This window comes from Starkeya nomas (genome assembly GCF_902703545.1).
GTDB classification, from domain to species: domain Bacteria; phylum Pseudomonadota; class Alphaproteobacteria; order Rhizobiales; family Xanthobacteraceae; genus Ancylobacter; species Ancylobacter moscoviensis.
Genome location: NZ_CACSAS010000001.1, coordinates 1,611,505 through 1,632,405, shown reverse-complemented (window position 1 = coordinate 1,632,405; position 20,901 = coordinate 1,611,505). Strand labels below are relative to the sequence as shown.

16 protein-coding genes and 2 riboswitches are annotated in these 20,901 nt (G+C 67.6%); of the genes, 5 read left to right on the top strand and 11 right to left on the bottom strand.

What is annotated here, in order from left to right:
- Nucleotides 1-104: 104 nt before the first annotated feature.
- Together STARVERO_RS07850 and STARVERO_RS07845 are read right to left on the bottom strand one after the other, a co-directional pair.
- Nucleotides 105-1,814 (bottom strand): uracil-xanthine permease family protein, encoded by a 1,710-nt coding sequence (locus STARVERO_RS07850; protein ID WP_159598460.1) that lies wholly within the window; start codon nucleotides 1,812-1,814, stop codon nucleotides 105-107.
- A gap of 194 nt (nucleotides 1,815-2,008) precedes the next feature.
- Nucleotides 2,009-3,208, bottom strand: a complete 1,200-nt coding sequence (locus STARVERO_RS07845; RefSeq protein ID WP_159598459.1) for an EAL domain-containing response regulator — start codon at nucleotides 3,206-3,208, stop codon at nucleotides 2,009-2,011.
- A 361-nt stretch (nucleotides 3,209-3,569) separates the two neighbouring features.
- Here STARVERO_RS07845 and STARVERO_RS07840 point away from each other — a divergent pair, with 361 nt between their 5' ends.
- Nucleotides 3,570-3,857, top strand: a complete 288-nt coding sequence (locus STARVERO_RS07840; RefSeq protein ID WP_159598458.1) for a hypothetical protein — start codon at nucleotides 3,570-3,572, stop codon at nucleotides 3,855-3,857.
- 66 nt (nucleotides 3,858-3,923) lie between these two features.
- Here the strand turns inward: STARVERO_RS07840 and STARVERO_RS07835 are convergent, their stop codons facing one another.
- Both STARVERO_RS07835 and STARVERO_RS07830 read right to left on the bottom strand, forming a co-directional pair.
- On the bottom strand, nucleotides 3,924-4,175 hold the full coding sequence (locus tag STARVERO_RS07835; protein ID WP_144343324.1) for a GlsB/YeaQ/YmgE family stress response membrane protein: 252 nt from the start codon (nucleotides 4,173-4,175) through the stop codon (nucleotides 3,924-3,926).
- A gap of 93 nt (nucleotides 4,176-4,268) precedes the next feature.
- The gene (locus STARVERO_RS07830; protein ID WP_159598457.1) at nucleotides 4,269-5,162 is read right to left on the bottom strand and encodes a LysR family transcriptional regulator; all 894 of its coding nucleotides are present in this window, start codon (nucleotides 5,160-5,162) and stop codon (nucleotides 4,269-4,271) included.
- Nucleotides 5,163-5,327: 165 nt separating this feature from the next.
- Between STARVERO_RS07830 and STARVERO_RS07825 the strand changes: the two genes are divergently transcribed.
- Nucleotides 5,328-6,374, top strand: a complete 1,047-nt coding sequence (locus STARVERO_RS07825; protein ID WP_144343326.1) for an NAD(P)-dependent alcohol dehydrogenase — start codon at nucleotides 5,328-5,330, stop codon at nucleotides 6,372-6,374.
- A gap of 114 nt (nucleotides 6,375-6,488) precedes the next feature.
- Here the strand turns inward: STARVERO_RS07825 and STARVERO_RS07820 are convergent, their stop codons facing one another.
- The 4 genes from STARVERO_RS07820 to STARVERO_RS07805 are packed head-to-tail and all read right to left on the bottom strand — an operon-like array spanning nucleotide 6,489 to nucleotide 10,013.
- Nucleotides 6,489-7,334, bottom strand: coding sequence for a metal ABC transporter permease (locus STARVERO_RS07820; RefSeq protein ID WP_159598456.1), 846 nt, complete (start codon nucleotides 7,332-7,334; stop codon nucleotides 6,489-6,491).
- A complete protein-coding gene (locus STARVERO_RS07815) occupies nucleotides 7,331-8,152 on the bottom strand; it encodes a metal ABC transporter permease (protein WP_272482975.1) in 822 nt (273 codons plus the stop codon). The genes STARVERO_RS07820 and STARVERO_RS07815 overlap by 4 nt, the downstream gene beginning before the upstream one ends.
- A 35-nt stretch (nucleotides 8,153-8,187) precedes the next feature.
- A complete protein-coding gene (locus tag STARVERO_RS07810; protein ID WP_159598455.1) occupies nucleotides 8,188-9,093 on the bottom strand; it encodes a manganese/iron ABC transporter ATP-binding protein in 906 nt (301 codons plus the stop codon).
- Nucleotides 9,090-10,013: a metal ABC transporter substrate-binding protein gene (locus STARVERO_RS07805; protein WP_159598454.1), complete on the bottom strand. Its 924-nt coding sequence runs from the start codon at nucleotides 10,011-10,013 to the stop codon at nucleotides 9,090-9,092. Before STARVERO_RS07805 ends, STARVERO_RS07810 begins: the two co-directional genes overlap by 4 nt.
- A 132-nt stretch (nucleotides 10,014-10,145) precedes the next feature.
- Nucleotides 10,146-10,346, top strand: a riboswitch (cobalamin riboswitch).
- Between the two features lie 118 nt (nucleotides 10,347-10,464).
- Here STARVERO_RS07805 and STARVERO_RS07800 point away from each other — a divergent pair.
- Nucleotides 10,465-13,332 carry a ribonucleoside-diphosphate reductase subunit alpha gene (locus STARVERO_RS07800; protein WP_159598453.1) on the top strand — a complete coding sequence of 956 codons (2,868 nt, stop codon included), beginning with the start codon at nucleotides 10,465-10,467 and terminating at the stop codon, nucleotides 13,330-13,332.
- Nucleotides 13,333-13,460: 128 nt separating this feature from the next.
- Nucleotides 13,461-14,582 (top strand): ribonucleotide-diphosphate reductase subunit beta, encoded by a 1,122-nt coding sequence (locus STARVERO_RS07795; RefSeq protein ID WP_159598452.1) that lies wholly within the window; start codon nucleotides 13,461-13,463, stop codon nucleotides 14,580-14,582.
- Nucleotides 14,583-14,640: 58 nt separating this feature from the next.
- On the opposite strand, the gene zigA is transcribed toward STARVERO_RS07795, so the two are convergent.
- The 3 genes from zigA to metE form a co-directional block, all read right to left on the bottom strand.
- Nucleotides 14,641-15,855 carry a zinc metallochaperone GTPase ZigA gene (zigA, locus tag STARVERO_RS07790; protein ID WP_159598451.1) on the bottom strand — a complete coding sequence of 405 codons (1,215 nt, stop codon included), beginning with the start codon at nucleotides 15,853-15,855 and terminating at the stop codon, nucleotides 14,641-14,643.
- 127 nt (nucleotides 15,856-15,982) lie between these two features.
- Complete coding sequence (locus STARVERO_RS07785) at nucleotides 15,983-16,738, bottom strand: acyl-CoA thioesterase (RefSeq protein ID WP_159598450.1); 756 nt, start codon at nucleotides 16,736-16,738, stop codon at nucleotides 15,983-15,985.
- Entirely contained in the window at nucleotides 16,735-19,104 is a 2,370-nt protein-coding gene (gene metE / locus STARVERO_RS07780; protein WP_159598449.1) for a 5-methyltetrahydropteroyltriglutamate--homocysteine S-methyltransferase, read from the bottom strand. The genes STARVERO_RS07785 and metE overlap by 4 nt, the downstream gene beginning before the upstream one ends.
- 112 nt (nucleotides 19,105-19,216) lie before the next feature.
- Nucleotides 19,217-19,421, bottom strand: a riboswitch (cobalamin riboswitch).
- Between the two features lie 154 nt (nucleotides 19,422-19,575).
- Here metE and STARVERO_RS07775 point away from each other — a divergent pair.
- Entirely contained in the window at nucleotides 19,576-20,901 is a 1,326-nt protein-coding gene (locus tag STARVERO_RS07775; protein ID WP_159598448.1) for an NAD(P)/FAD-dependent oxidoreductase, read from the top strand.

Below are 20,901 nucleotides of genomic sequence, written 5' to 3'. Positions count from 1 at the left end.
CGCCTGCCGGTCCGCCTGTCGCGTGCGGATGCCTGAGAAGTACCGGCAACGCGGAGGCCGCGCAAGCGTGTCCGGCGGGTCTCGATGCCGTCGCGCGGCGTCCGTCAGTGCTCGAAACGAAGGGTGAGGATCTGCCGTTCGCCCTCCTTGCCGAGCACCAGCCGGTCGGCGCGCTTGCTCAGCATGTAACCCACGAAACGAGCCACCGCCTGCGCGTCGCCGAGCAGGTCCTCGGGCGCGGGGCGGTGGGTGGGAATGGCGATCGCCTCGCCCTCATAGAGCAGGCTGACGTCGAAATTGGTCTCATCGAAGCGGGCACGCATTTCGACGCCCTTCTCGGCGACGCCGGTGTCGAGCAGCATCTCGACGGCTTCCGCCACCACCGGAATGGCGGCGGCGATCACGTCGCGCCGCGCGCCCCACAGGTCGCCCTGGCGTTCGAGGAACTCGGTTGTCGCCACGAACGGGTTGTCACCCGGCACCACCGGACGCGATGCCTCCTGCCGGATGCCGATGCGGAAGAACAGGTTCAGCGCGATGGCGACGCCGGTCGAGACCGAAAGCGGGGATTCCAGAATGGGCTGCATCCAGTCCGGCGTGGCGTGCACCAGCTCCGGCAGGATCGCCACGGCGAGGCCGGTGAGGACCGCGAGGCCGACGGTGAAGATGCGCCGGTCGCTCAGGCGGCGGGAGAGGATGAGTTCCATGCCGGCCACGATGAGGAAGGCCGCCGCATAGATCAGGATCGCGCCGATGACCGGGGCGGGGATGATCGTCAGCGCGCCGATCAGGCGCGGCGAGAAGGTCGCGAGCAGCATTATCGCGCCGGCCACTACGCCGACGCGCCAGGCGGTGGTGCCGGTGGCGAAGGCGACGCCGATGGCGGCGGAGGAGGAGGCGCTGGCGAAGCCGCCGGTGACGGCGGCACCCATGTCCGCGACGGTGTTGGCGCGGATGGCCCGTCCCGCCTGCGCGAGGTCGGCCCGCCGCCAGTCGGCGTCGTCCATGCGCTGCATCGAGACGACCGTGCCGAGCATGTCGACGGCGGAGATGATGCCGGTGAGGATGGCCGCCGGCACGAGCGCCCAGGAGAAGAAGCTGATGCCGGGCAGGCCGAGCTTGGGCAGGTCCACATAGGGCAGGGTGGAGAAGGTCTCCGCCGGGGCGGGCGCCACGCCGACATAGGCAGCCAGTCCCCAGCCGACCCCGGCGCCGATGGCGACGGCGAAGAGGCGCAGCAGGCCGCGCGAGAAGATGGCGAGCAGGATGATGATGACCAGCGACACGAGGCTGACCAGCGGATAGCGCAGATCCAGCGCTGCGCCGCCGCTTTCCGCGGCCAGGTTGAACACGCGGCGCAGCGCCGGCTCGGCCAGAGCGACGCCCAGCATGGTGACGGCGACGCCGCAGATCTCCGGCGGGAACACCGCCCGCAGCGCGCCCATGAAGCGGGAGAGCGTGAGCTGCGAGACGGCGGCTATGAGGCTCATTCCCGCATACAGCGCCGGCCCGCCGGCGGCCATGGACTGCACGGCGAGCGGCAGGTGCGCCATGTTCGGTATCTGGATCAGCAGCAGCCCCGCGCCGGCCCTCGGCAGGCATTCGATCAGCGTCGCCAGCGCCATGAAGATGATGCAGCTGGTGATCAGCATCTGGGTGTCCTCGAAGGACAGCCCGGCCTCGGCGGCGGCGACCAGCGGATAGACGAGGAACAGCAGGGCGAGGCTGGCGTGCTGGATGGCGAGAATAACCAGCGTGCCGAGCGGCAGCTTCTCGTTGACCGAGTAGAGGATGTTCGAAGGTTTGCGCGGCATGTCGGCGGCGACCATGGGAGGGAGTGCAGCAGGCGCCGCAGTCGCCGCGTCGGTACTCGCTCCGATGGACCGGACCGTCCCCCCAGCACGCGCCGCCGAGCAGGAATCCGGCGGGGCGACTATAGACTTCGCCCGGCGGCCGGCAAGGCCGCGGGAATGCGTCCTTTTTGCTGATGCGGGAGGCTTGCGGGCCGCTATTCCGAGGCGACCGGCCGCCCGCTCATGTTCTGGTGCGACAGCCACCAGGCGCGGGCGCGCTCGTGCGGCAGCGGCCGCGCGAACAGGTATCCCTGAACCAGATCGCAGGACCAGTCCTGGAGCAGCGACAGGGTGCGCTCGTCCTCGACGCCCTCGGCGACCACGCTGAGGCCGAGATTATGGCCGAGCTCGATGATCGCCTTGACGATGATCCGCGTGTGTTCGGAGGAGGTGCAGTCCGAGATGAGCGAGCGGTCTATCTTCAGCTCGGCGAAGGGCAGGCGCTGGAGCTGGACCAGCGAGGAATAGCCGGTGCCGAAATCGTCGAGCGACAGCAGGAAGCCGCGCAGCCGCAGCCGCGTCAGCACGTCGAGCGCACGGGCGGGGTACTGCATCGCCGCGGTCTCGGTGATCTCGATCATGATGCGATGGTGGCCGACGCCGGCCTTGGAGCAGCGTTTCCACAGCCGGTCCGCCAGCGAGATGTCCTCGACGTCCGAGGCGGCGAGATTGATGGCGAGCGAGGCGTCTATGCCGGTCTCGTCCCAGCTCTTGAGCGTCTCCAGAGCCAGGCTGAAGAGGTGGTCGGAGAAGGCAAGGCTCAGTCCGGACGCGGCGATCTGGGGGATGAAATCGTCGGGCATCACCAGCCCGCGGCTCGGGCTATGCCAGCGCATCAGTCCCTCGAAGCCGATCGGCGCGTAGCCGGGGCCGTCGTGGTCGTTGCGCAGGAGGCGGACCTTGGGCTGCAGATAGAGCTGGAACTCCCCCCGCTCCATTGCGTCGGTGAGTTCGCCCCGGGTCGGCAGCAGGTGGATGCTCACCCGGAGGCGCTCGAAGACCTGCCGGAGATCGTCGAGCCGTACCGGCTTGCTGACGATGTCGCTGACCTCGAGGTCGTGCGCCCGGGCGAAATGGCGGGCGGATTCGAGGACCTTCCGGTCGACGCCGCTCATGATCACCACCGGACGGCGGAACTTCATCGCCGCCAGCCGCCGCAGCACCTCGATGCCGTCGAGCGTGGGCATCTGCAGGTCGATCACCACGCTGGCCTCGGGCCATGTGGGTATGGCGGCGAGAAAAGCCTCGGGTTCGCTGAAGGTGGTGCCCTCGAAGCCGCTGAGTTCCGCCACCGTCGCGACGTACTCGCCGATCTCCGGTTCGTCGTCGAGGATGAGAATCTTGTGCTCAGGCATCGTTCTCACCGGCCAGGTCAGGGGAAGCGACCGCCGCCCCTCTACTCACCAACGCGGAAGGCATACGTAGAATAACGTAATGTTGTCGCCTTGCCAGCACCTATCGGCAATTGCATTGAGATTGCGCGATAGGAAGCCTTAGGAGGGACGTGGGTTCCTCGGCTCTGCTGGTGCCTGACTTTCTGGTCGTTGCCGCTTTGCTGCAGTGCAGCTTGCCGTTGTGGCCGGCGCGTGGCGTCATACCCGCCGGCCTTGCGCGGCGGGATGCCGAGCCGGGCGAACCGAAGCGGTGGAAGAAGAGTTGTCTCCCGCTCGACCGCGTTCCGAAGATCACCTTCCCGCACCGTCCGGAGGAGTCCCGATGAACACCGCCAATCTGCAGATGGAAGGCACGCTGCTGGCGCTCGCCGCGATATGCGAGGCGCTGAAGGCGAAGGGCCTTCTGACCGGAGACGAGATCACCGCCGCGCTCAAGAGCGCCGAGAAGGGGGCCTCCACGCGGGGGGCCTGCATGAGCGGCGCCAATGTGGAGGCGATCCGCTTTCCGATCCGCTTCCTGCGTCTGGCGATGGAGCGCGATGGCCAGAGCCTCGATTACGCGGCCATCGCCGCGGGCGTCGGGCGCACGCGCGAGCGTGCACCGCTCTGAGGGATCGAGGACGGGCAGGCATCGGGGAAACGCCGCCGCACCGGCGGGCGCGGCGGCGGAGCGTGTCTAGCTTCGTATGACCCGCACGAGCCAGATGAGGATGCAGGCGCCGAGAACGCCGGCGATGAGGTAGCCCAGCCAGCCGCCGAAGCCGACGCCGATGAAGCTGAAGATGAAGCTCGCCACGGCGGCGCCGATGATGCCGAGAACGATGTTCATGAAGATTCCGGTGCCGGTCTTCATGATGCCCGAGGCGATCCACCCCGCGAGGCCGCCGATGATGATCGCGGCGATCCAACCGATTTGTGCGTCTTCCATAGTCGCTCTCCCAAGAAGCCCCGCCAGACATGGCGATGGCGGAAGAACGCCGCGGGCTACCTCCCGGTTCCCCGTTGGTACCCGATGGGAGCCTCACTCGCGGTAGCGCAGGGCCTCGACCAGCAGGCGGAAGGCCGGCGAAGTCTGGCGCCGGCTCGGATAATAGAGGTGGTATCCAGGGAAGGGCGGACACCAGTCCTCCAGCACCCGTACCAGCCGTCCTTCGGCGACCAGCGTGCCGAACAGGTCCTCCGGCAGGCAGGTGAGGCCCAGCCCGTTCAGCGCCGCGTCGATGATCATCGACGTCTCGTTGCAGATGAACTGGCCGTCGACCCGCACGTTCAGCGGGCGCCCCTTGCGCTCGAACTCCCACGCATAGAGGCCGCCGAGCGTGGGAAGGCGCAGGTTGATGCAGGAATGTCGGGTCAGCTCATGAGGCGTCTTCGGCTTGGGGTGGCGGGCGAAATAATCCGGCGACCCGACCACCGCCATGCGCAGGTCCGGCCCGATCCGCACCGCCACCATGTCCTTCTCGACCTGCTCGCCGAGGCGGATGCCGGCGTCGTAGCGCTCGGCGACGATGTCGGTCAGGCGAAGATCGACGGAGATCTCGATCTTGACGTCGGGATACTCGGCCATCAGCCGCGAGGCGGCCGGCATGACGATGCTGGCCGCCGGATGCGGGCTCGCGGTCAGCCGTACCGTGCCTGCCGGCCTCTGGCGCAGGGCGCCGATGGCGCTGATCCGCTCCTCGATGTCGTTGAAGGCGGGGCGCAGCGTGTCGAGAAGCTGCTCGCCCGCCTCTGTGGGCGCGACGTTGCGCGTGGTGCGGGTGAGCAGCCGCACCCCCATGCGCTCCTCAAGACGGCGGACGGTATGGCTGAGCGAGGACTGCGAGGTCCCGAGCCGCGCCGCCGCGCGCGTGAAGCTGCGCTCTTCGGCAACGGCGAGGAAGGCACTGAGGTCGCCGAGTTCGTCGCGTCTCATTCATGAGCTCAGAATATAGGTACATGCGGAATTCCGGCTCTAAACCACGCCGGACGCCGGCGATAAATTCACAATGACGCGCGTGGGCCGCCCGGAAATCCCGGTTCGCGGCCCCGTTTCTCTTCGTGCGCGTCATCCCGGAACCGACCGTCAACGGAAGCATCCATGAAGACCATCGGCTTTGCCTGCACCTCGGCTGACGTGCCGCTCGCGCCCCTTTCCTTCGAACGCCGCGCCCCGCGTGCGAACGACGTCGTGATGGAGATCCTCTATTGCGGGGTGTGCCATTCCGACCTGCACTGGGCCAAGAACGACTGGGGCTGGACGGTCTTTCCGGCCATTCCCGGCCACGAGATCATTGGCCGCGTCATCGAGACCGGCACGGACGTGACTCGCTACAAGGCCGGCGATTTCGTCGCCGTCGGCTGCATGGTCGACAGCTGCCAGCATTGCGACCAGTGCCGCAAGGGCGAGGAGCAGCTCTGCCGCGAGGGGCAGACCGGCACCTATGGCGGGTTCGACCGCTTCACCAAGGAACACACGCTTGGCGGCTATTCCAAGCATCTGGTGGTGCGCGAGGAGTTCGTCCTGCGCGTGCCGGACGGGCTGGACCTCGCTCGCGCCGCGCCGCTGCTCTGCGCCGGCATCACCACCTACTCGCCGCTGCGCACGTGGAATGTCGGCCCCGGCAGCCGGGTCGGCGTGATCGGCCTCGGTGGCCTCGGCCATATGGCAGTCAAGCTCGCCTCCGGCATGGGCGCGCATGTCACGGTGCTTAGCCGGACGCCGGACAAGGCGAAGGACGCGCACGCCCTGGGCGCCAACGCGCTGCTGGTCTCCACCGACCCGGAGGCGATGGCGAAGGCGGCGAACGGCTTCGATCTCATCATCGACACCGTTCCGGTCCGACACGACCTCAATCCCTACATGCCGCTGCTCGACGTCGACGGCACGCTGGTGATCGTCGGTCAGCTCGGCCCGGTCGACGAGCCGAACACGGTGCCCATGGTGCTGGGGCGCCGCCGTATCGCCGGCTCGCCCATCGGCGGCATCCGGCAGACGCAGGAGATGCTCGACTTCTGCGCCGCCAAGAACATTTTGCCGGATGTCGAGATGATCCGCATGGACGAGATCAACCATGCCTTCGAGCGCATGGAGCGGTCGGATGTGCGCTATCGCTTCGTGATCGACATGGCCTCGCTCTCCCTGTGAGGGGATAGCGTCACCGTGGAGAACGCCACGCCCGCGTGCGCCGCGCGGGCGTGGCCACCGGGGAGGGGCGCCGGTCGCGGAGACGAGACGGCAGCCTTCCCTTGGCGCGGATGTTCAGGCCGCTCCCGTCGCCTCGGTACGCGATGCGGTCGTCAGGCTTCGGATGAAAGCGCCGACGAAGAGCACGCTCATCAGCAGCACGATGGTCGGGGCAGGGGCACTGTCGAGGAAGAACGACAGATAGACCCCGAGCAGCGAACCCCCCACGGCTACCGCCAGCGACGCCAGCAGCATCGAGCCGAAACGTCGCGTCAGCAGGAAGGCGATGGCACCCGGCGCGATCAGCATGGCGATGGCGAGGATGATGCCGACCGCCTTCAGCGCGCCGACGATGGTCAGCGAGATCAGGCAGAGCAGCCCGTAATGCAGCAACCCGACGCGCAGGCCCGCCACCTTCGCCTGTATGGGGTCGAAGGCGTGCAGCAGGAAGTCCTTCCATTTCACCGCGAGGACGCCGGCGGTGATGGCGGCGATGGCGGCGGTCTCCGCGATGTCACGCCAGGAGACGCCGAGCATGTCGCCGAACAGGATGTGGTCGAGGTGCACTTCCGACTGGATCTTCACGTAGAGCACGAGGCCGACGCCGAACATGCCGGAGAACACGATGCCCATGACCGTGTCCTGCTTGATCCGGCTGTTGTCCTTCAGGAAGCCCGTCGCCACGGCGCAGAACATGCCGGCGACGAAGGCACCGATCGCGTAGGGCAACCCCACGATGTAGGCGAGGACCACGCCCGGGAAGACGGCGTGCGAGACCGCGTCGCCCATCAGCGACCAGCCCTTGAGCACGAGAAAGCAGGACAGCAGCGCCATCGGCACGGCCACGAGGCCGGAGATGACGAGCGCGTTGACCATGAACTCGAACTGGAAGGGCGTGAGCAGCGTGTCGATCATGGTCACAGCCCCGCCTTCAGTGCCTGTGCCGCCCGCCGCCGCGCCGCCAGCATGCCGTGCTTGGGGGCGAAGACGAAGGCCGTGAGGAAGATCAGCGTCTGCAGCACCACGATGATGCCGCCGGTGGCGCCGTCGAGGAAGAAGCTCGCATAGGCGCCGACCGCGCTCGTCACCGCGCCGATGGCGACGGCGATGGCCAGCAGCCGCGGAAAGCGGTCGGCGAGCAGATAGGCGGTGGCGCCCGGCGTCACCACGAGGCAGATGACGAGGAAGGCGCCCACGGTCTGGAGCGCGGCGACCGTGCAGGCCGACAGCAGGGTGAAGAACAACACCTTCAGCGCCGTGGGGTTGAGACCGATCGAGCGCGCATGCGCCTCGTCGAAGAACACGGCCATCAGGTCCTTCCACTTCGCCAGCAGGATCGCCAGCGAAACGACGCCGATGAGGACGAGTTGCAGCGTGTCCTCCGGCGTGATGGCGAGGATGTTGCCCAGCACGATGGTCTGGATGTTCACCGAGGTCGGCGACAGCGAGACCATGAACAGGCCGAGCCCGAAGAAGGAGGAGAAAATTAGCCCGATGATGGCGTCCTCCTTCAGCCGCGTGCGCTGGTTGAGGAAGAGCATGGCCGCCGCCGCGAGGCCGCCGGAGAAGAAGGCGCCGATGGCGAAGGGCAGGCCGAGCATGTAGGCGCCGGCCACGCCGGGAACGATGGCGTGCGAGAGCGCATCGCCGATCAGCGACCAGCCCTTGAGCATGAGGTAGCAGGAGAGGAAGGCACACACCGCGCCGACGAGGGCCGAGACCCAGATCGCGTTGCGCATGTATTCGTAGCCGAAGGGCTCGCTGAGAAGCTCGATCACGGCTTTCCCTCCGTGACCTGTTCCTCGCTGGTTTTCGGCTGCATCGCGCCCTTCTCGCCATAGAAGACGAGCGGGCGCTCGTCGTCGGTCAGCACGGCGAGCTGGCGGCGGTCGTCATCGTCGTGCAGTCCGGCGCCGCCGAGCACGAAATGGCGCAGCACGCCGCCGAAGGTGCGCTCCAGATTGGCCTCGGTGAAGGTCTCGGCGGTGGGTCCATAGGCCAGCACCGTGCCCTTTATCAGCACCGTGCGGTCGCAGAATTCGGGCACGCTGCCGAGATTGTGGGTGGAGACCAGCATCACACGGCCCTCCGCGCGCAGCGCCTTGAGCAGGGCGATGATGGCGTCCTCGGTCTTCACGTCGACGCCGGTGAAGGGCTCGTCGAGCAGGATCACCTTGGCGTCCTGCGCCAGAGCGCGGGCGAGGAACACACGCTTCTTCTGGCCGCCGGAAAGCTCCCCGATCTGCCGCTTGCGGAACTCGCCCATGTTGACGCGGGCCAGCGCCGTATCCACCGCCGCCCGGTCGGCGGCGCGCGGGATGCGCAACAGGCCCATATGCCCGTAGCGCCCCATCATCACCACGTCCTCCACCAGCACGGGGAAGTTCCAGTCGACCTCCTCGGCTTGCGGCACATAGGCGACGAGATTGCTCCTGAGCGCCTCGTCGACGCTGCGGCCGAGGATGGAGATCGTGCCGCGCGCGACGCGGACGAACCCCATGATCGCCTTGAACAGGGTCGATTTGCCCGAGCCGTTCACCCCGACCAGTGCCGTGATGGTGCCGGTCGGGATCTCGAAGCTGGCGTCGCGCAGCGCGGTGTGGCCGTTGCGGTAGGTGACGGCGACGTCCCGCACCGCGAGCCCTTCGGCGGCGCGGGACCGGACGAGTGGCGCGTTCATTGCGAAAGCCCCTCGGCAAGGCCCTTTTCCACCGTGCCGGTGGTCACGCGCAGAAGGTCGATATAGGTCGGCACCGGCCCATCCGGCTCGCTGAGCGAGTCGACATAGAGCACGCCGCCATAATGGGCGCCTGCCTCGCGGGCGGCCTGACGCGCGGGCTTGTCGGAGACGGTGCTTTCGCTGAACACGGTGGGGATGCCGTTCTTGCGCACGGCATCGATCACCTTACGCACCTGCTGGGGCGTGCCCTGCTGGTCGGCGTTGATCGGCCAGAGATAAAGCTCCTTCAGCCCGAAATCGCGGGCGAGATAGGAGAAGGCGCCTTCGCTGGACACGAGCCAGCGCTTGTCCTCGGGAATGGACGCGAGCTTCTCGCGGATCGGCGCCACGGAAGCCTCGATCTGCTTCTTGTAGGCATCGGCGTTGGCCGTGTAGGTGGCGGCGTTCGCCGGGTCGTACTTCACGAAGGCGTCGCGGATGTTGTCGACGTAGATCAGCGCGTCCTTCGGCGACATCCAGGCATGGGGATTGGGCTTGCCCTTGTAGGGACCCTCGGCGATGCCCATCGGCTCGACCCCCTGCGAGACCACCACGCTCGGCACGTCCTTCAGGTTCTGGAAGAAGCGCTCGAACCACAGTTCGAGATTGAGTCCGTTCCACAGCACGAGCTGCGCCCCCTGGGCGCGCTGGATGTCGCCGGGCGTCGGCGCGTAGTTGTGGATTTCCGCTCCGGGCTTGGTGATCGATTCCACCACCGCGACGTCGCCAGCGACGTTGCGCGCCATGTCGGCGATGACGGTGAAGGTGGTCACGGCCTTGAACTTCGGCCCTGCGGCCTCCTGCGCCAATGCGCCGGAAACTCCCGCGCTCAAGAGACCAATGGCCGCGAGGCCGGCCAGAACCACGCGCCTGCTGCGCATATCCCACTCCTTCTTGCGAATGACTTGCAAGAGCATCTTATCGAACGCCACTCGGTATGCAATTGCGAATTAATTGCATCTGAGGCTTTTTACGCGTGTGCGCTACCAATTGACAATTCTGTCGCATGAGCCCCTACATATGGGTGTCACGGTCCTTCGAGTCGGAAGATGAGGAGGCTAAGAGGGAATCCGGTGTGACACCGGAGCTGCCCCCGCAACTGTAAGCGGCAAGCCGACGTCCCATGTCGCGTCACTGAGGCATCCTGCCTCGGGAAGGCCGGACGAAGGCGACGACCCGCGAGCCAGGAGACCTGCCGCGACCCAGATGAAACGTCCTCGGGCGGGGTGTCCCGGTGGAACGCTGTGGTCGTGCCGCCGGCTTGCTTGTTCCGCCCGTCCGCCCATGTCGTCTCCGCTCGGCCCTTGCCCCATGCAACGGGGTTTGCAGCCGATGACTCTCGCTCTCGAAGCCGAACGTCCGTCCTCCCGGATTCCCGAACCGCTCGTCTCCGCCTCCGGCGCCGGTACAGCGACGCCGGGCTTTCAGGTGATCCGCCGCAACGGCGCCGTCACGCCCTTCGACGCCTCGAAGATCGCGGTGGCGCTCACCAAGGCCTTTCTCGCGGTGGAGGGGACGAATGCCGCCGCCTCGCGGCGCGTGCACGACATCGTGGCGGGGCTGACGGAGCAGATCGTCACCGGCCTGACGCGGCGGGCAGACGCGGGCCGCACCTTCCATGTCGAGGACGTCCAGGACCAGGTCGAACTGGCGCTGATGCGCGGCGAGCACCACAAGGTCGCCCGCGCCTATGTGCTCTACCGCGAGGAGCGGGCGAGGGAGCGCGCCGTGGCGGTGGTGCCCGGCACAGCACCGGCCTTGCACATGACGACAGGCGAGGGGATGCGGGTGCCGCTCGACGAGGCCCGGCTCGCGACGGTCGTGGGCGAGGCCGTCGCCGGGCTCGCCGACGTGTCCGCCGAGGCGATCCTCTCGGAGACCCGCCGCAACCTCTATGACGGCATCAGCGCCGACGAGCTGGCGCTGGCGCCCATCCTCGCCGCCCGTACGCTGATCGAGACCGAGCCGAACTACGCCAAGGTCTCCGCCCGCCTCTTGGGCGACAAGCTGCGCCGCGAGGCGCTCACTTTCCTCGCCGGCCGGCCCGAGCAGGCGACGCAGGCGGAAATGGCGGAGCGCTACGCGGACTATTTCCGAGCCTATGTCGCCCGCGGTATCGAAGAAGAGCTGATCGACCCGGAACTCGGCCGCTTCGATCTGGAACGGATCGCCGCCGCGCTGCTGCCCGAGCGCGATCTCCAGTTCGACTATCTCGGCCTGCAGACCCTCTACGACCGCTATTTCTTGCACGCGCGCGGCACCCGTTTCGAGCTGCCGCAGGCCTTCTTCATGCGCGTCGCCATGGGGCTGGCTCTACGCGAGGTCGACCGGGAGGCGCGGGCGATCGAGTTCTATCGCCTGCTGTCTTCCTTCGATTTCATGGCCTCGACGCCGACGCTGTTCAATGCCGGCACGCTGCGCCCGCAGCTCTCCTCCTGCTTCCTCACCACCGTGCCGGATGATCTCGACGGCATCTTCAAGTCGATCAAGGACAACGCCCTGCTGGCCAAATATTCCGGCGGGCTCGGCAATGACTGGACCCGCGTGCGCGGGCTCGGGGCCCATATCAAGGGCACCAACGGCGAGAGCCAGGGCGTGGTGCCGTTCCTCAAGGTCGCCAACGACACCGCCATCGCCGTCAATCAGGGCGGCAAGCGCAAGGGTGCCGTCTGCGCCTATCTCGAGACCTGGCACATCGACATCGAGGAGTTCCTCGATCTGCGCAAGAATACCGGCGACGACCGTCGCCGCACCCATGACATGAACACCGCCAACTGGGTGCCGGACCTGTTCATGCAGCGGGTCGAGGCGGATGGTTCGTGGACGCTGTTCTCGCCCGACGAGACGCCGGAGCTGCACGACCTCTACGGCCCGGCCTTCCGGGACGCCTACGAAGCCTACGAGGCGAAGGCGGCACAGGGCGGCATGAAGGTGTTCCGCACCGTGCGCGCGCTCGATCTGTGGCGGCGCATGCTGACCATGCTGTTCGAGACCGGCCATCCGTGGGTGACGTTCAAGGACCCCTGCAACATCCGCTCGCCGCAGCGGCATGCCGGCGTGGTGCATTCGTCCAACCTGTGCACCGAGATCACCCTGAACACGTCGAACGACGAAGTGGCGGTGTGCAATCTCGGCTCGGTCAACCTGCTGGCCCACGTCACCAGGGACGGCCTCGACCATGCACGTCTCGCCTGCACGGTCGCGACGGCGATGCGCATGCTCGATAACGTCATCGACATCAATTTCTACACCATCCCTGAGGCCCGCCGCTCGAACCTGAAGCACCGGCCGGTCGGCCTCGGCATCATGGGCTTTCAGGACGCGCTGCAGGCGCTGCGCATTCCCTACGCCTCCGATGATGCGGTGCGTTTCGCCGACGAGAGCATGGAGGCGGTGAGCTTCCACGCGATCTCCGCCTCGGTGGACCTTGCTGCCGAACGTGGGCGCTATCCGAGCTTCGAGGGCTCCCTCTGGTCGCAGGGCGTGCTGCCCATCGACAGCGTGGAACTGCTGGCGCAGGCGCGCGGCGGCGCGGAGTTCGACCGCTCTGCGACGCTCGACTGGGAGAGCCTGCATACGCGGGTGAAGGCCTCCGGCATGCGCAACTCCAACTGCATGGCCATCGCGCCCACCGCCACCATCTCCAACATCTGCGGCGTGTCGCAGTCGATCGAGCCCGCCTACCAGAATCTCTTCGTCAAATCGAACATGTCTGGCGACTTCACGGTGGTGAACGCCGCGCTGGTGCGCGACCTGAAGGCCCGCGGCCTGTGGGACGAGGTGATGGTCTCCGATCTTAAATATTACGACGGCAGCGTTGGCCAGATCGACCGCATCCCGGACGACCTCAAGGCGCTTTATGCCACCGCCTTCGAGATCGATGCCGCCTGGCTGATCGAAGCGGCGTCGCGCCGGCAGAAATGGATCGATCAGGCGCAGTCGCTGAATCTCTACGTCGCCAATCCCTCGGGTCGCAAGCTCGACGAGACCTATCGCCTCGCATGGAGGCGCGGGCTGAAGACGACCTATTACCTGCGCTCGCGCTCGGCCACCCATGTCGAGAAATCGACGCTGAAGGGCACGGACGGCAAGCTGAACGCGGTCTCCGCCGTGCTCGCCGCCGTTCCCATCGCCGTGCCGGAAATCGTCCTCGGCAAGGCGTGCTCGATCAACGATCCCGAATGCGAAGCCTGCCAGTAGGCAACTCCCGTTTCATCACGACGTCATGCCCGGCCTTGGGCCGGGCATCCACGCCCTTCCAGCGCAACAGAAGTCGTGGATGGCCGGGCCAAGCCCGGCCATGACGGCACTCTTGAGGAATTCACTCCATGCTCGACTGGTCCGATAGCAGGTCCGCTGCCGCACCCATCCACCCCGCCTTCGCGCCGCCAGCCGGTGACGCCACCGGCCTTGGCGCCATCGAGCGCGGTGCAGCCCGCGTGACCGTCGACGAGAAGCGGATGATCAACGCCCGCGCCGACGTGAACCAGCTCCTTCCGCTCAAATACAAATGGGCGTGGGAGAAATACCTCTCCGGCTGCAACAATCACTGGATGCCGACCGAAGTCTCCATGCAGGCCGACATCGCTCTGTGGAAGTCGAAAGACGGGCTGACAGAGGACGAGCGGCGCATGCTCAAGCGCAATCTCGGCTTCTTCGCCGCCTCGGAAAGCTTGGTGGCCAACAACATCGTGCTGGCGATCTATCGCCACCTCACCAATCCGGAATGCCGGCAATATCTGCTGCGGCAGGCCTTCGAGGAGGCTGTGCACACGCACACCTTCCAGTACATCGTCGAAAGTCTCGGCCTCGATGAGGGCGAACTGTTCAACATGTACCGCGAGGTGCCCTCGATCACCGACAAGGCGGCCTGGGCGCTCAGGCACACGCAGAGCCTCGACGACCCGGCCTTCCACACGGGCACGCCCGAGGCCGACCAGCAATTCCTGCGCGACCTCGTCGCTTTCTACGTCGTGTTCGAGGGTATGTGGTTCTACACCGGCTTCGCGCAGATCCTCTCGCTCGGCCGGCGCAACAAGATGGTCGGCATCGCCGAGCAGTACCAGTACATCCTGCGCGACGAGAGCATCCACCTTAACTTCGGCATCGACGTGATCAACCAGATCAAGGCCGAGAATCCGCATCTCTGGACGAAGGACTTCCAGGACGAGGTGCGCGGCATGCTCAAGGACGCCGCCGAGCTGGAGGCCGCCTATGGCCGGGATACCATGCCGCGCGGCTTCCTCGGGCTGAACGCGGCTCTGTGCGAGGAATACATGCACTTCATCGCCAATCGCCGCTGCGCCCAGCTCGGTCTCGCGCCGGTCTTCGCGGAGGCGGACAACCCGTTCCCGTGGATGAGCGAGGCGATGGACCTGAAGAAGGAGAAGAACTTTTTCGAGACGCGCGTCATCGAGTACCAGAACGGCGGCGCGCTAGCCTGGGACTGAGCGGGGCTGCGCTTTCGAGGATAACCGGCGGCGCTCCGTGCGCGCCGCCGGCTTCGGTTCACGCCGGAACGCGCTCCCAGGAGGGGAACGGATCCGGCAGGTGCTTCAGCGTTTCGGGATCGAACAGCGTCGGCCTCAGCGGGCCGACGAGGCACTCGTCCAGCGCGGCGCGGATCTCCGCCTCATCCATGTTCACGCCGATGAAGACGAGTTCCTGTCGCCGGTCGCCATAGCCCGGCGTCCAATGCGCGCGCAGCCAGCTCCGCCAGTCGGGCTGGGTCGGCCAGTGCTCGGTGGGAATGGCCGCCCACCATTGGCCGATCGAGCCGGTGCGGCAGATGGCGCCGGCCAGCGACATCTCGCCCACCCGGCGCGGGCGCGTCGCCAGCCAGAACAGCCCCTTGGCCCGCACCAGCCCCGGCCATGTGCGGGCGAGGAAGGCGTTGAACTTCTCCGGGTGGAAGGGCCGGCGGGCGCGGTAGACGAAGCTGGAGACGCCATATTCCTCGGTCTCCGGCACATGGTCGCGGAAGCCGTTCAGCTCCTTGAACCAGGTCGGGTGCTCGTGCGCCTGCTCGAAATCGAAGCGCCCGGTGCCGAGGATGTCCCTCAGCGGGACATTCGCCTGGTCGGTCTCGATGATGAGCGCGTCAGGGTTGAGCGCCTTCACCACCGCCCGCACCTCGCTGCGGCGGGCGGGCGCGACGTCGGACACCTTGTTGAGCACGATGACGTCGGCGAACTCGATCTGGTCGGTGAGCAGGTCGACCAGCGTGCGCTCGTCATCCTCGCCTGCCGTCTCGCCGCGGTCGCGCAGGAAGTCGCGGCTGCCGAAGTCCCGCAGCAGGTTCGCCGCGTCGACCACCGTCACCATCGTGTCGAGCCGGGAGACGTCGGAGAGGGAGAAGCCTTCCTCGTCGCGGAACTCGAAGGTCGCGGCGACGGGCAGAGGCTCGGCGATGCCGGTGGATTCGATCAGCAGATAGTCGAAGCGGCCCTCGCCGGCGAGGCGGCGCACTTCGGCCAGCAGATCGTCGCGCAGGGTGCAGCAGATGCAGCCATTGGTCATTTCGACCAGCTTCTCCTGCGTGAGCGAAAGGTTGGCGCCGCCCGAGCGCACGAGTTCGGCGTCGATGTTCACCTCGGACATGTCGTTGACGATGACCGCGACGCGCAGGCCCTCTCGATTGGCGAGGACATGGTTCAGCAGGGTGGTCTTGCCCGCGCCGAGGAAGCCGGAAAGCACCGTTACCGGAAGGCGAGAGTCGGACATTTATGCGCGCTCCACTTGCATATTGATACATTATATCATTTGCACGGGAGGGGAGATCGATCAAGCTTGGGAAGCTGGCGGGGACACCGGAGAGTGACCCCGCCAGCCGTCATAATGCCGCGTTTCGTCAGGACGCGACGGCGACCGGCCGGTGGTCGGCATCCACCGCCACCATGACGAATTCGCCGGTGCCGCAGAGATGGCGCTCGCCGGTCGCGAGGCTTTCGGACCACAGGCGGACGGCCACCGTCATCGAGCTGCGGCCGGTGCTGGCGAGCCGGGCCTCGACCTCGGCCACGTCGCCGGGTGTGATCTCGTGGCGGAAGTCGACACGCCGGGAGGAAGCCATCACCACCGCCCGGCGGGCGTGGCGCGTCGCCACCACGAAGGCCGCCTTGCCCATCGTCGCGAGGGCGCTGCCGCCATGGAGGCTGCCGTAGTGGCTGGTCTGCTCGGGCATGACCAGATCGGCCATGCGCAGCACGCCGGGTTCTTCCGGCGCCGGTGGGGGCGGTGGCGGCATGGGCGCGGGCGTACCGACCGCGACCATGTCCAAGGTCCCGCGCGTGCAGCGCCGCCGCTCGCCGGTCAGCGGCGCCTCGGAGACGAGCTCGACCTCGACGCTGAGCGAGCGCCGCCCGACCCGCGCCACCCTCCCGGTCAGCTCGACGATCTCGCCGAGCCGTGCCGGCGCGACGAAGTCGATCCGCTCGCAGGAGGCCGTGACGAAGTCGGCGCGCGCATGCCGGGCCGCCGCGATGAAGGCGACCCGGTCCATATGCGCGAGCGCGGCGCCGCCGAACAGCGTGCCGTGATGGTTGGTGGCGCCCGGGAAGACGATGTCGACGAGACGCGTTTCTCCCGGGCTCGCGCGTCCGGTCATTCCGCCGCCCGCGCCGTACCGGGGCGCAGGCGCCGGGCGGCTTCCACCATGTTGACCAGTGCCGGGCGCACTTCCTCCCATTTGCGGGTCTTCAGGCCGCAGTCGGGATTGACCCAGACCTGCTCCGGCCGCAGGCGCTGCGTCGCCCTGACGAGGAGTTCCTCCATCTCCTCCACGCTCGGCACGCGCGGGGAGTGGATGTCGTACACGCCGGGCCCGATCTCGTTCGGGTAGCGGTAGCTCACGAACGCCTCGAGCAGTTCCATCTTCGAGCGCGAGGTCTCGATGGAGATGACGTCCGCGTCCATCGCGGCGATGGCGGCGATGATGTCGTTGAACTCCGAGTAGCACATGTGGGTGTGGATCTGCGTCGCGTCGGCGACGCCGGAGGCGCAGAGGCGGAAGCTCTCGACCGCCCAGCCGAGATAGGCGTCCCAGTCGGCGCGGCGCAGCGGCAGCCCCTCGCGGATCGCCGCCTCGTCGATCTGGATCATCGCGGCGCCGGCCTTCTCCAGGTCCGCCACCTCGTCGCGAATGGCGAGGGCGATCTGCCGGCAGGCAAGGCTGCGCGGAACGTCGTCGCGCACGAAGGACCAGTTGAGGATCGTGACCGGCCCGGTGAGCATGCCCTTCATCGGCTTGTGCGTGACCGACTGGGCGAACTTCCACCATTCCACCGTCATCGGCGCCGGCCGCGCCACGTCGCCGAACAGGATGGGCGGGCGCACATAGCGCGAGCCGTAGCTCTGCACCCAGCCGTGCCGGGTGAAGGCGAAGCCCGAGAGCTGCTCGCCGAAATACTGCACCATGTCGTTGCGCTCGAACTCGCCGTGAACGAGCACGTCGAGGCCGATCTCGTCCTGCCAGCGGATCGCCGCCGCCGTCTCCTGCTTGAGGAAGGCCTCGTAGGCGGCGTCGCCCAGTTCGCCCTTGCCGTGCGCGGCGCGCGCCTTGCGCACCTCGGCCGTCTGCGGGAAGGAGCCGATCGTCGTGGTCGGGAACGGCGGCAGGCGGAGCCGGTGGTGCTGGGCTTCCGCCCGAACGGGGAAGGGGCTCCGGCGCTGAGTCATGTTGGGCGTCACTGCGGCGAGGCGGGCCGCCACGGCGGAGCTGTGCACCTTGGCCGAGGCCCGGCGCGCATCGGCGGCCGCGCCCGACGCCATGAGCTTGCTAAGCACCACCTCGCGCCCGCCGGCCAGCGCGGTGGCGAGGGTGGTCAGCTCGTCCATCTTCTGCACGGCGAAGGCGAGCCAGCTCTTCACGTCCGGGTCGAGCTCGATCTCGCGTTCGAGATCGATGGGGACGTGCAGCAGCGAGCAGGAGGGGGCGATCTCCACATGATCGGTACCACGCCGGCGCACCACCGGCTCCAGCGCGTCGAGCAGCTTCGGCAGGTCGGCGCGCCAGACGTTGCGTCCGTCGATGACGCCGAGGGAGAGCACCAGCCCGGCCCGCGCCTTTTCCGACACCGGCCGCAACTGCTCCGGCGCGCGGGCGAGATCGAGGTGCAGCCCGGCGACCGGAAGCGCCAGCGCCGTGTCGAGATTGTCGCCCAGCTCGCCGAAATAGGCGGTGAGTATGATCTTCAGCCTCGGCAGCGCGTGGGCGAAGAAGCCGTAAGCCTCGCGCAGGGCGGCGCGCGTCGGCTCGTCGAGGTCGAGCACGAGGCAGGGCTCGTCCATCTGCACCCATTCCGCCCCGGAGGCCGCCAGCCGGCGCAGCACCTCGACATAGACCGGCAGCAGGTCGCCGAGCAGGCTCAGCGGGTCGAGGCCGGGATCCTTCGCCTTGCCGAGCTTGAGGAAGGTGACGGGGCCGAGCAGCACCGGCCGCGTCTGGTAGCCGAGGGCCTTCGCCTCGCGATACTCGTCGACCGGCTTGGTGGAGGCGAGGGTGAAGCGCTGCCCGGCGGAGAATTCCGGCACCATGTAGTGGTAGTTGGTGTCGAACCACTTGGTCATTTCCAGCGCCGGCACCCCGTGCCCGTGCTCCTGGCCATGGTCATGCCCGTGCGCGCAGGCTCCGGCAGCGCCCTGGCTGCCGCGCGCCATGGCGAAATAGGTATCGAGCGAAACTGGCCCGCCGGACCAGCCATAGGCCTTGGGGATGGCACCGACCATCACGGCGGTGTCGAGCACGTGGTCGTAGAGCGAGAAGTCGTTCGACGGGATGTTGGTCACGCCGAGCGCCTTCTGCCGCGCCCAGTTAGCGGCGCGCAGGCGCGCGGCGGAGTCGAGCAGCGTCTGCGCGCCGCTCCGGCCCGCCCAGTAGTCTTCGAGCGCGGCCTTGAGTTCACGGCGCGGACCGATCCGCGGCGTGCCGAGGGTGGAAACCGGCACCGTGCCGGACGAGTATGGGAAGTTCATCGGCTAACCCCATGAAAATGGGGGCAAAGGCCGAGCGGACGCATAGGCGCGTGCGGGCCGGCGCGATGAGCCGGCGGACGCGCGAACGCACCACCGGGACACCCCGCCCAGGGACGACTATGGTGCCGTGGCAGGTCTCCTGGCTCGCGGGTCGTCGCCTTCGTCCGGCCTTCCCGAGGCAGGATGCCTCAGTGACGCGAAATGGACGTCGGCTCGCCGCTTACAGTTGCGGGGGCAGCGCCGGCCTTGCCCGAAGGCGCACCGGCTTCCCTCTTGGCTCCGGTTGAGGCCGGAGAACCACGACGCTGCGAAGATGAGCCGGCGGCGGCCGGATGTCAATGAATGATATAAGGACATCTTTATGTCCGCATATCGAAACCATCCGTCGCGGTCGATCTTGTCGTTTGACGCCGGCGGGTCGAACGTGGCCGGCGTTCGGCCACGGTACCTGGAGTCGGAAAGGAGCCTGCCATGTCGGCGACGCACGCTGAGGACAGCCGCCATCACCTCGTTGTCGTCGGTGCAGGCTTCGGCGGGCTCGAGGCGGTCCACCGGCTGGCGGGCGCGCCGCTGCGCATCACCCTGATCGACCGGCGCAACCATCATCTGTTCCAGCCACTGCTCTATCAGGTGGCGACGGCCTCGCTCGCTACCTCGGAGATCGCCTGGCCGATCCGTCACCTGCTGCGCCGCCGCCGCGAGGTCACGACCCTGCTGGCGACGGTCGCGGGCGTGGACAAGCAGGCGCGCCGGGTGCTGCTCGATGACGGTTCCTTCCTGTCCTACGACACGCTGGTTATCGCGACCGGCGCGCGCCACGCCTATTTCGGCCATGACGACTGGGAGTCCTTCGCGCCGGGCCTGAAGACGCTGGAGGACGCCACCACCATCCGGCGGCGCATCCTGCTGGCGTTCGAGCGCGCAGAGCGCGAGGCCGATCCGGCCCGCCGCAAGGCCCTGCTGACCTTCGTCATCATCGGCGCCGGCCCCACCGGGGTCGAACTGGCGGGGACCATCGCCGAGCTGGCGCACATGACACTCGTGGACGAGTTCCGCAGCATCGACACGCGGGAGGCGCGCGTCGTGCTCATCGAGGGCGGCCCGCGCGTGCTGGCGGCCTTTACGGAGGACCTGTCCACCTATGCCCAGCGTTCGCTCGAAAAGCTCGGCGTCGAGGTCGAGCTGGGCAGCCCCGTCACCGAATGCACGGCGAACGGCGTTGTCTATGGCGGAAAGACCGTGCCCGCCGCCACCATCATCTGGGCCGCTGGCGTTCAGGCTTCCCCGGCGGCGGAGTGGCTCGGCGTCGCCGCAGACCGCGCCGGGCGCGTGCAGGTGGAGGCGGACCTCACGGCGCCGGGCAACCCGGAGATCTTCGTCATCGGTGATACCGCCGCCGTCGTCGCGCCCGACGGTTCGCCCGTTCCCGGCATCGCCCCGGCGGCGAAGCAGCAGGGCGGGCATGTCGCGCAGACCATCCGCGCCCGGCTTGCCGGGCAGTCCGGGAGCTCGCCGTTCCGCTACCAGCATGCCGGCAGCCTCGCCACCATCGGCAAGCGGCTGGCGGTGATCGACTTCGGGCGGATCAAACTCCGCGGCGCCCTCGCATGGTGGATATGGGGTCTCGCCCACATCTACTTCCTGATCGGCGTCCGCAACCGTCTGAGCGTTGCCCTGAGCTGGCTATGGATTCATACGCGCGACCAGCGCAGCTCGCGCCTGATCACGCAGGGGAGCGCATCGCCGAAGCCCGCGGCTTCCATGCCGGCAAGGACAAGCGAAGGGGCGGAGCTCTGA

Coding starts and splice junctions, on each gene's coding strand:
- STARVERO_RS07810 (WP_159598455.1), bottom strand. CDS start 9,093: ATGAACGCGCCACTCGTCCGGTCCCGCGCCGCCGAAGGGCTCGCGGTG.
- STARVERO_RS07840 (WP_159598458.1), top strand. CDS start 3,570: ATGAACACCGCCAATCTGCAGATGGAAGGCACGCTGCTGGCGCTCGCC.
- STARVERO_RS07815 (WP_272482975.1), bottom strand. CDS start 8,152: ATGCGCAACGCGATCTGGGTCTCGGCCCTCGTCGGCGCGGTGTGTGCC.
- STARVERO_RS07825 (WP_144343326.1), top strand. CDS start 5,328: ATGAAGACCATCGGCTTTGCCTGCACCTCGGCTGACGTGCCGCTCGCG.
- STARVERO_RS07800 (WP_159598453.1), top strand. CDS start 10,465: ATGACTCTCGCTCTCGAAGCCGAACGTCCGTCCTCCCGGATTCCCGAA.
- STARVERO_RS07795 (WP_159598452.1), top strand. CDS start 13,461: ATGCTCGACTGGTCCGATAGCAGGTCCGCTGCCGCACCCATCCACCCC.
- STARVERO_RS07835 (WP_144343324.1), bottom strand. CDS start 4,175: ATGGAAGACGCACAAATCGGTTGGATCGCCGCGATCATCATCGGCGGC.
- STARVERO_RS07830 (WP_159598457.1), bottom strand. CDS start 5,162: ATGAGACGCGACGAACTCGGCGACCTCAGTGCCTTCCTCGCCGTTGCC.
- STARVERO_RS07850 (WP_159598460.1), bottom strand. CDS start 1,814: ATGCCGCGCAAACCTTCGAACATCCTCTACTCGGTCAACGAGAAGCTG.
- STARVERO_RS07805 (WP_159598454.1), bottom strand. CDS start 10,013: ATGCGCAGCAGGCGCGTGGTTCTGGCCGGCCTCGCGGCCATTGGTCTC.
- STARVERO_RS07845 (WP_159598459.1), bottom strand. CDS start 3,208: ATGCCTGAGCACAAGATTCTCATCCTCGACGACGAACCGGAGATCGGC.
- metE (WP_159598449.1), bottom strand. CDS start 19,104: ATGAACTTCCCATACTCGTCCGGCACGGTGCCGGTTTCCACCCTCGGC.
- STARVERO_RS07775 (WP_159598448.1), top strand. CDS start 19,576: ATGTCGGCGACGCACGCTGAGGACAGCCGCCATCACCTCGTTGTCGTC.
- zigA (WP_159598451.1), bottom strand. CDS start 15,855: ATGTCCGACTCTCGCCTTCCGGTAACGGTGCTTTCCGGCTTCCTCGGC.
- STARVERO_RS07785 (WP_159598450.1), bottom strand. CDS start 16,738: ATGACCGGACGCGCGAGCCCGGGAGAAACGCGTCTCGTCGACATCGTC.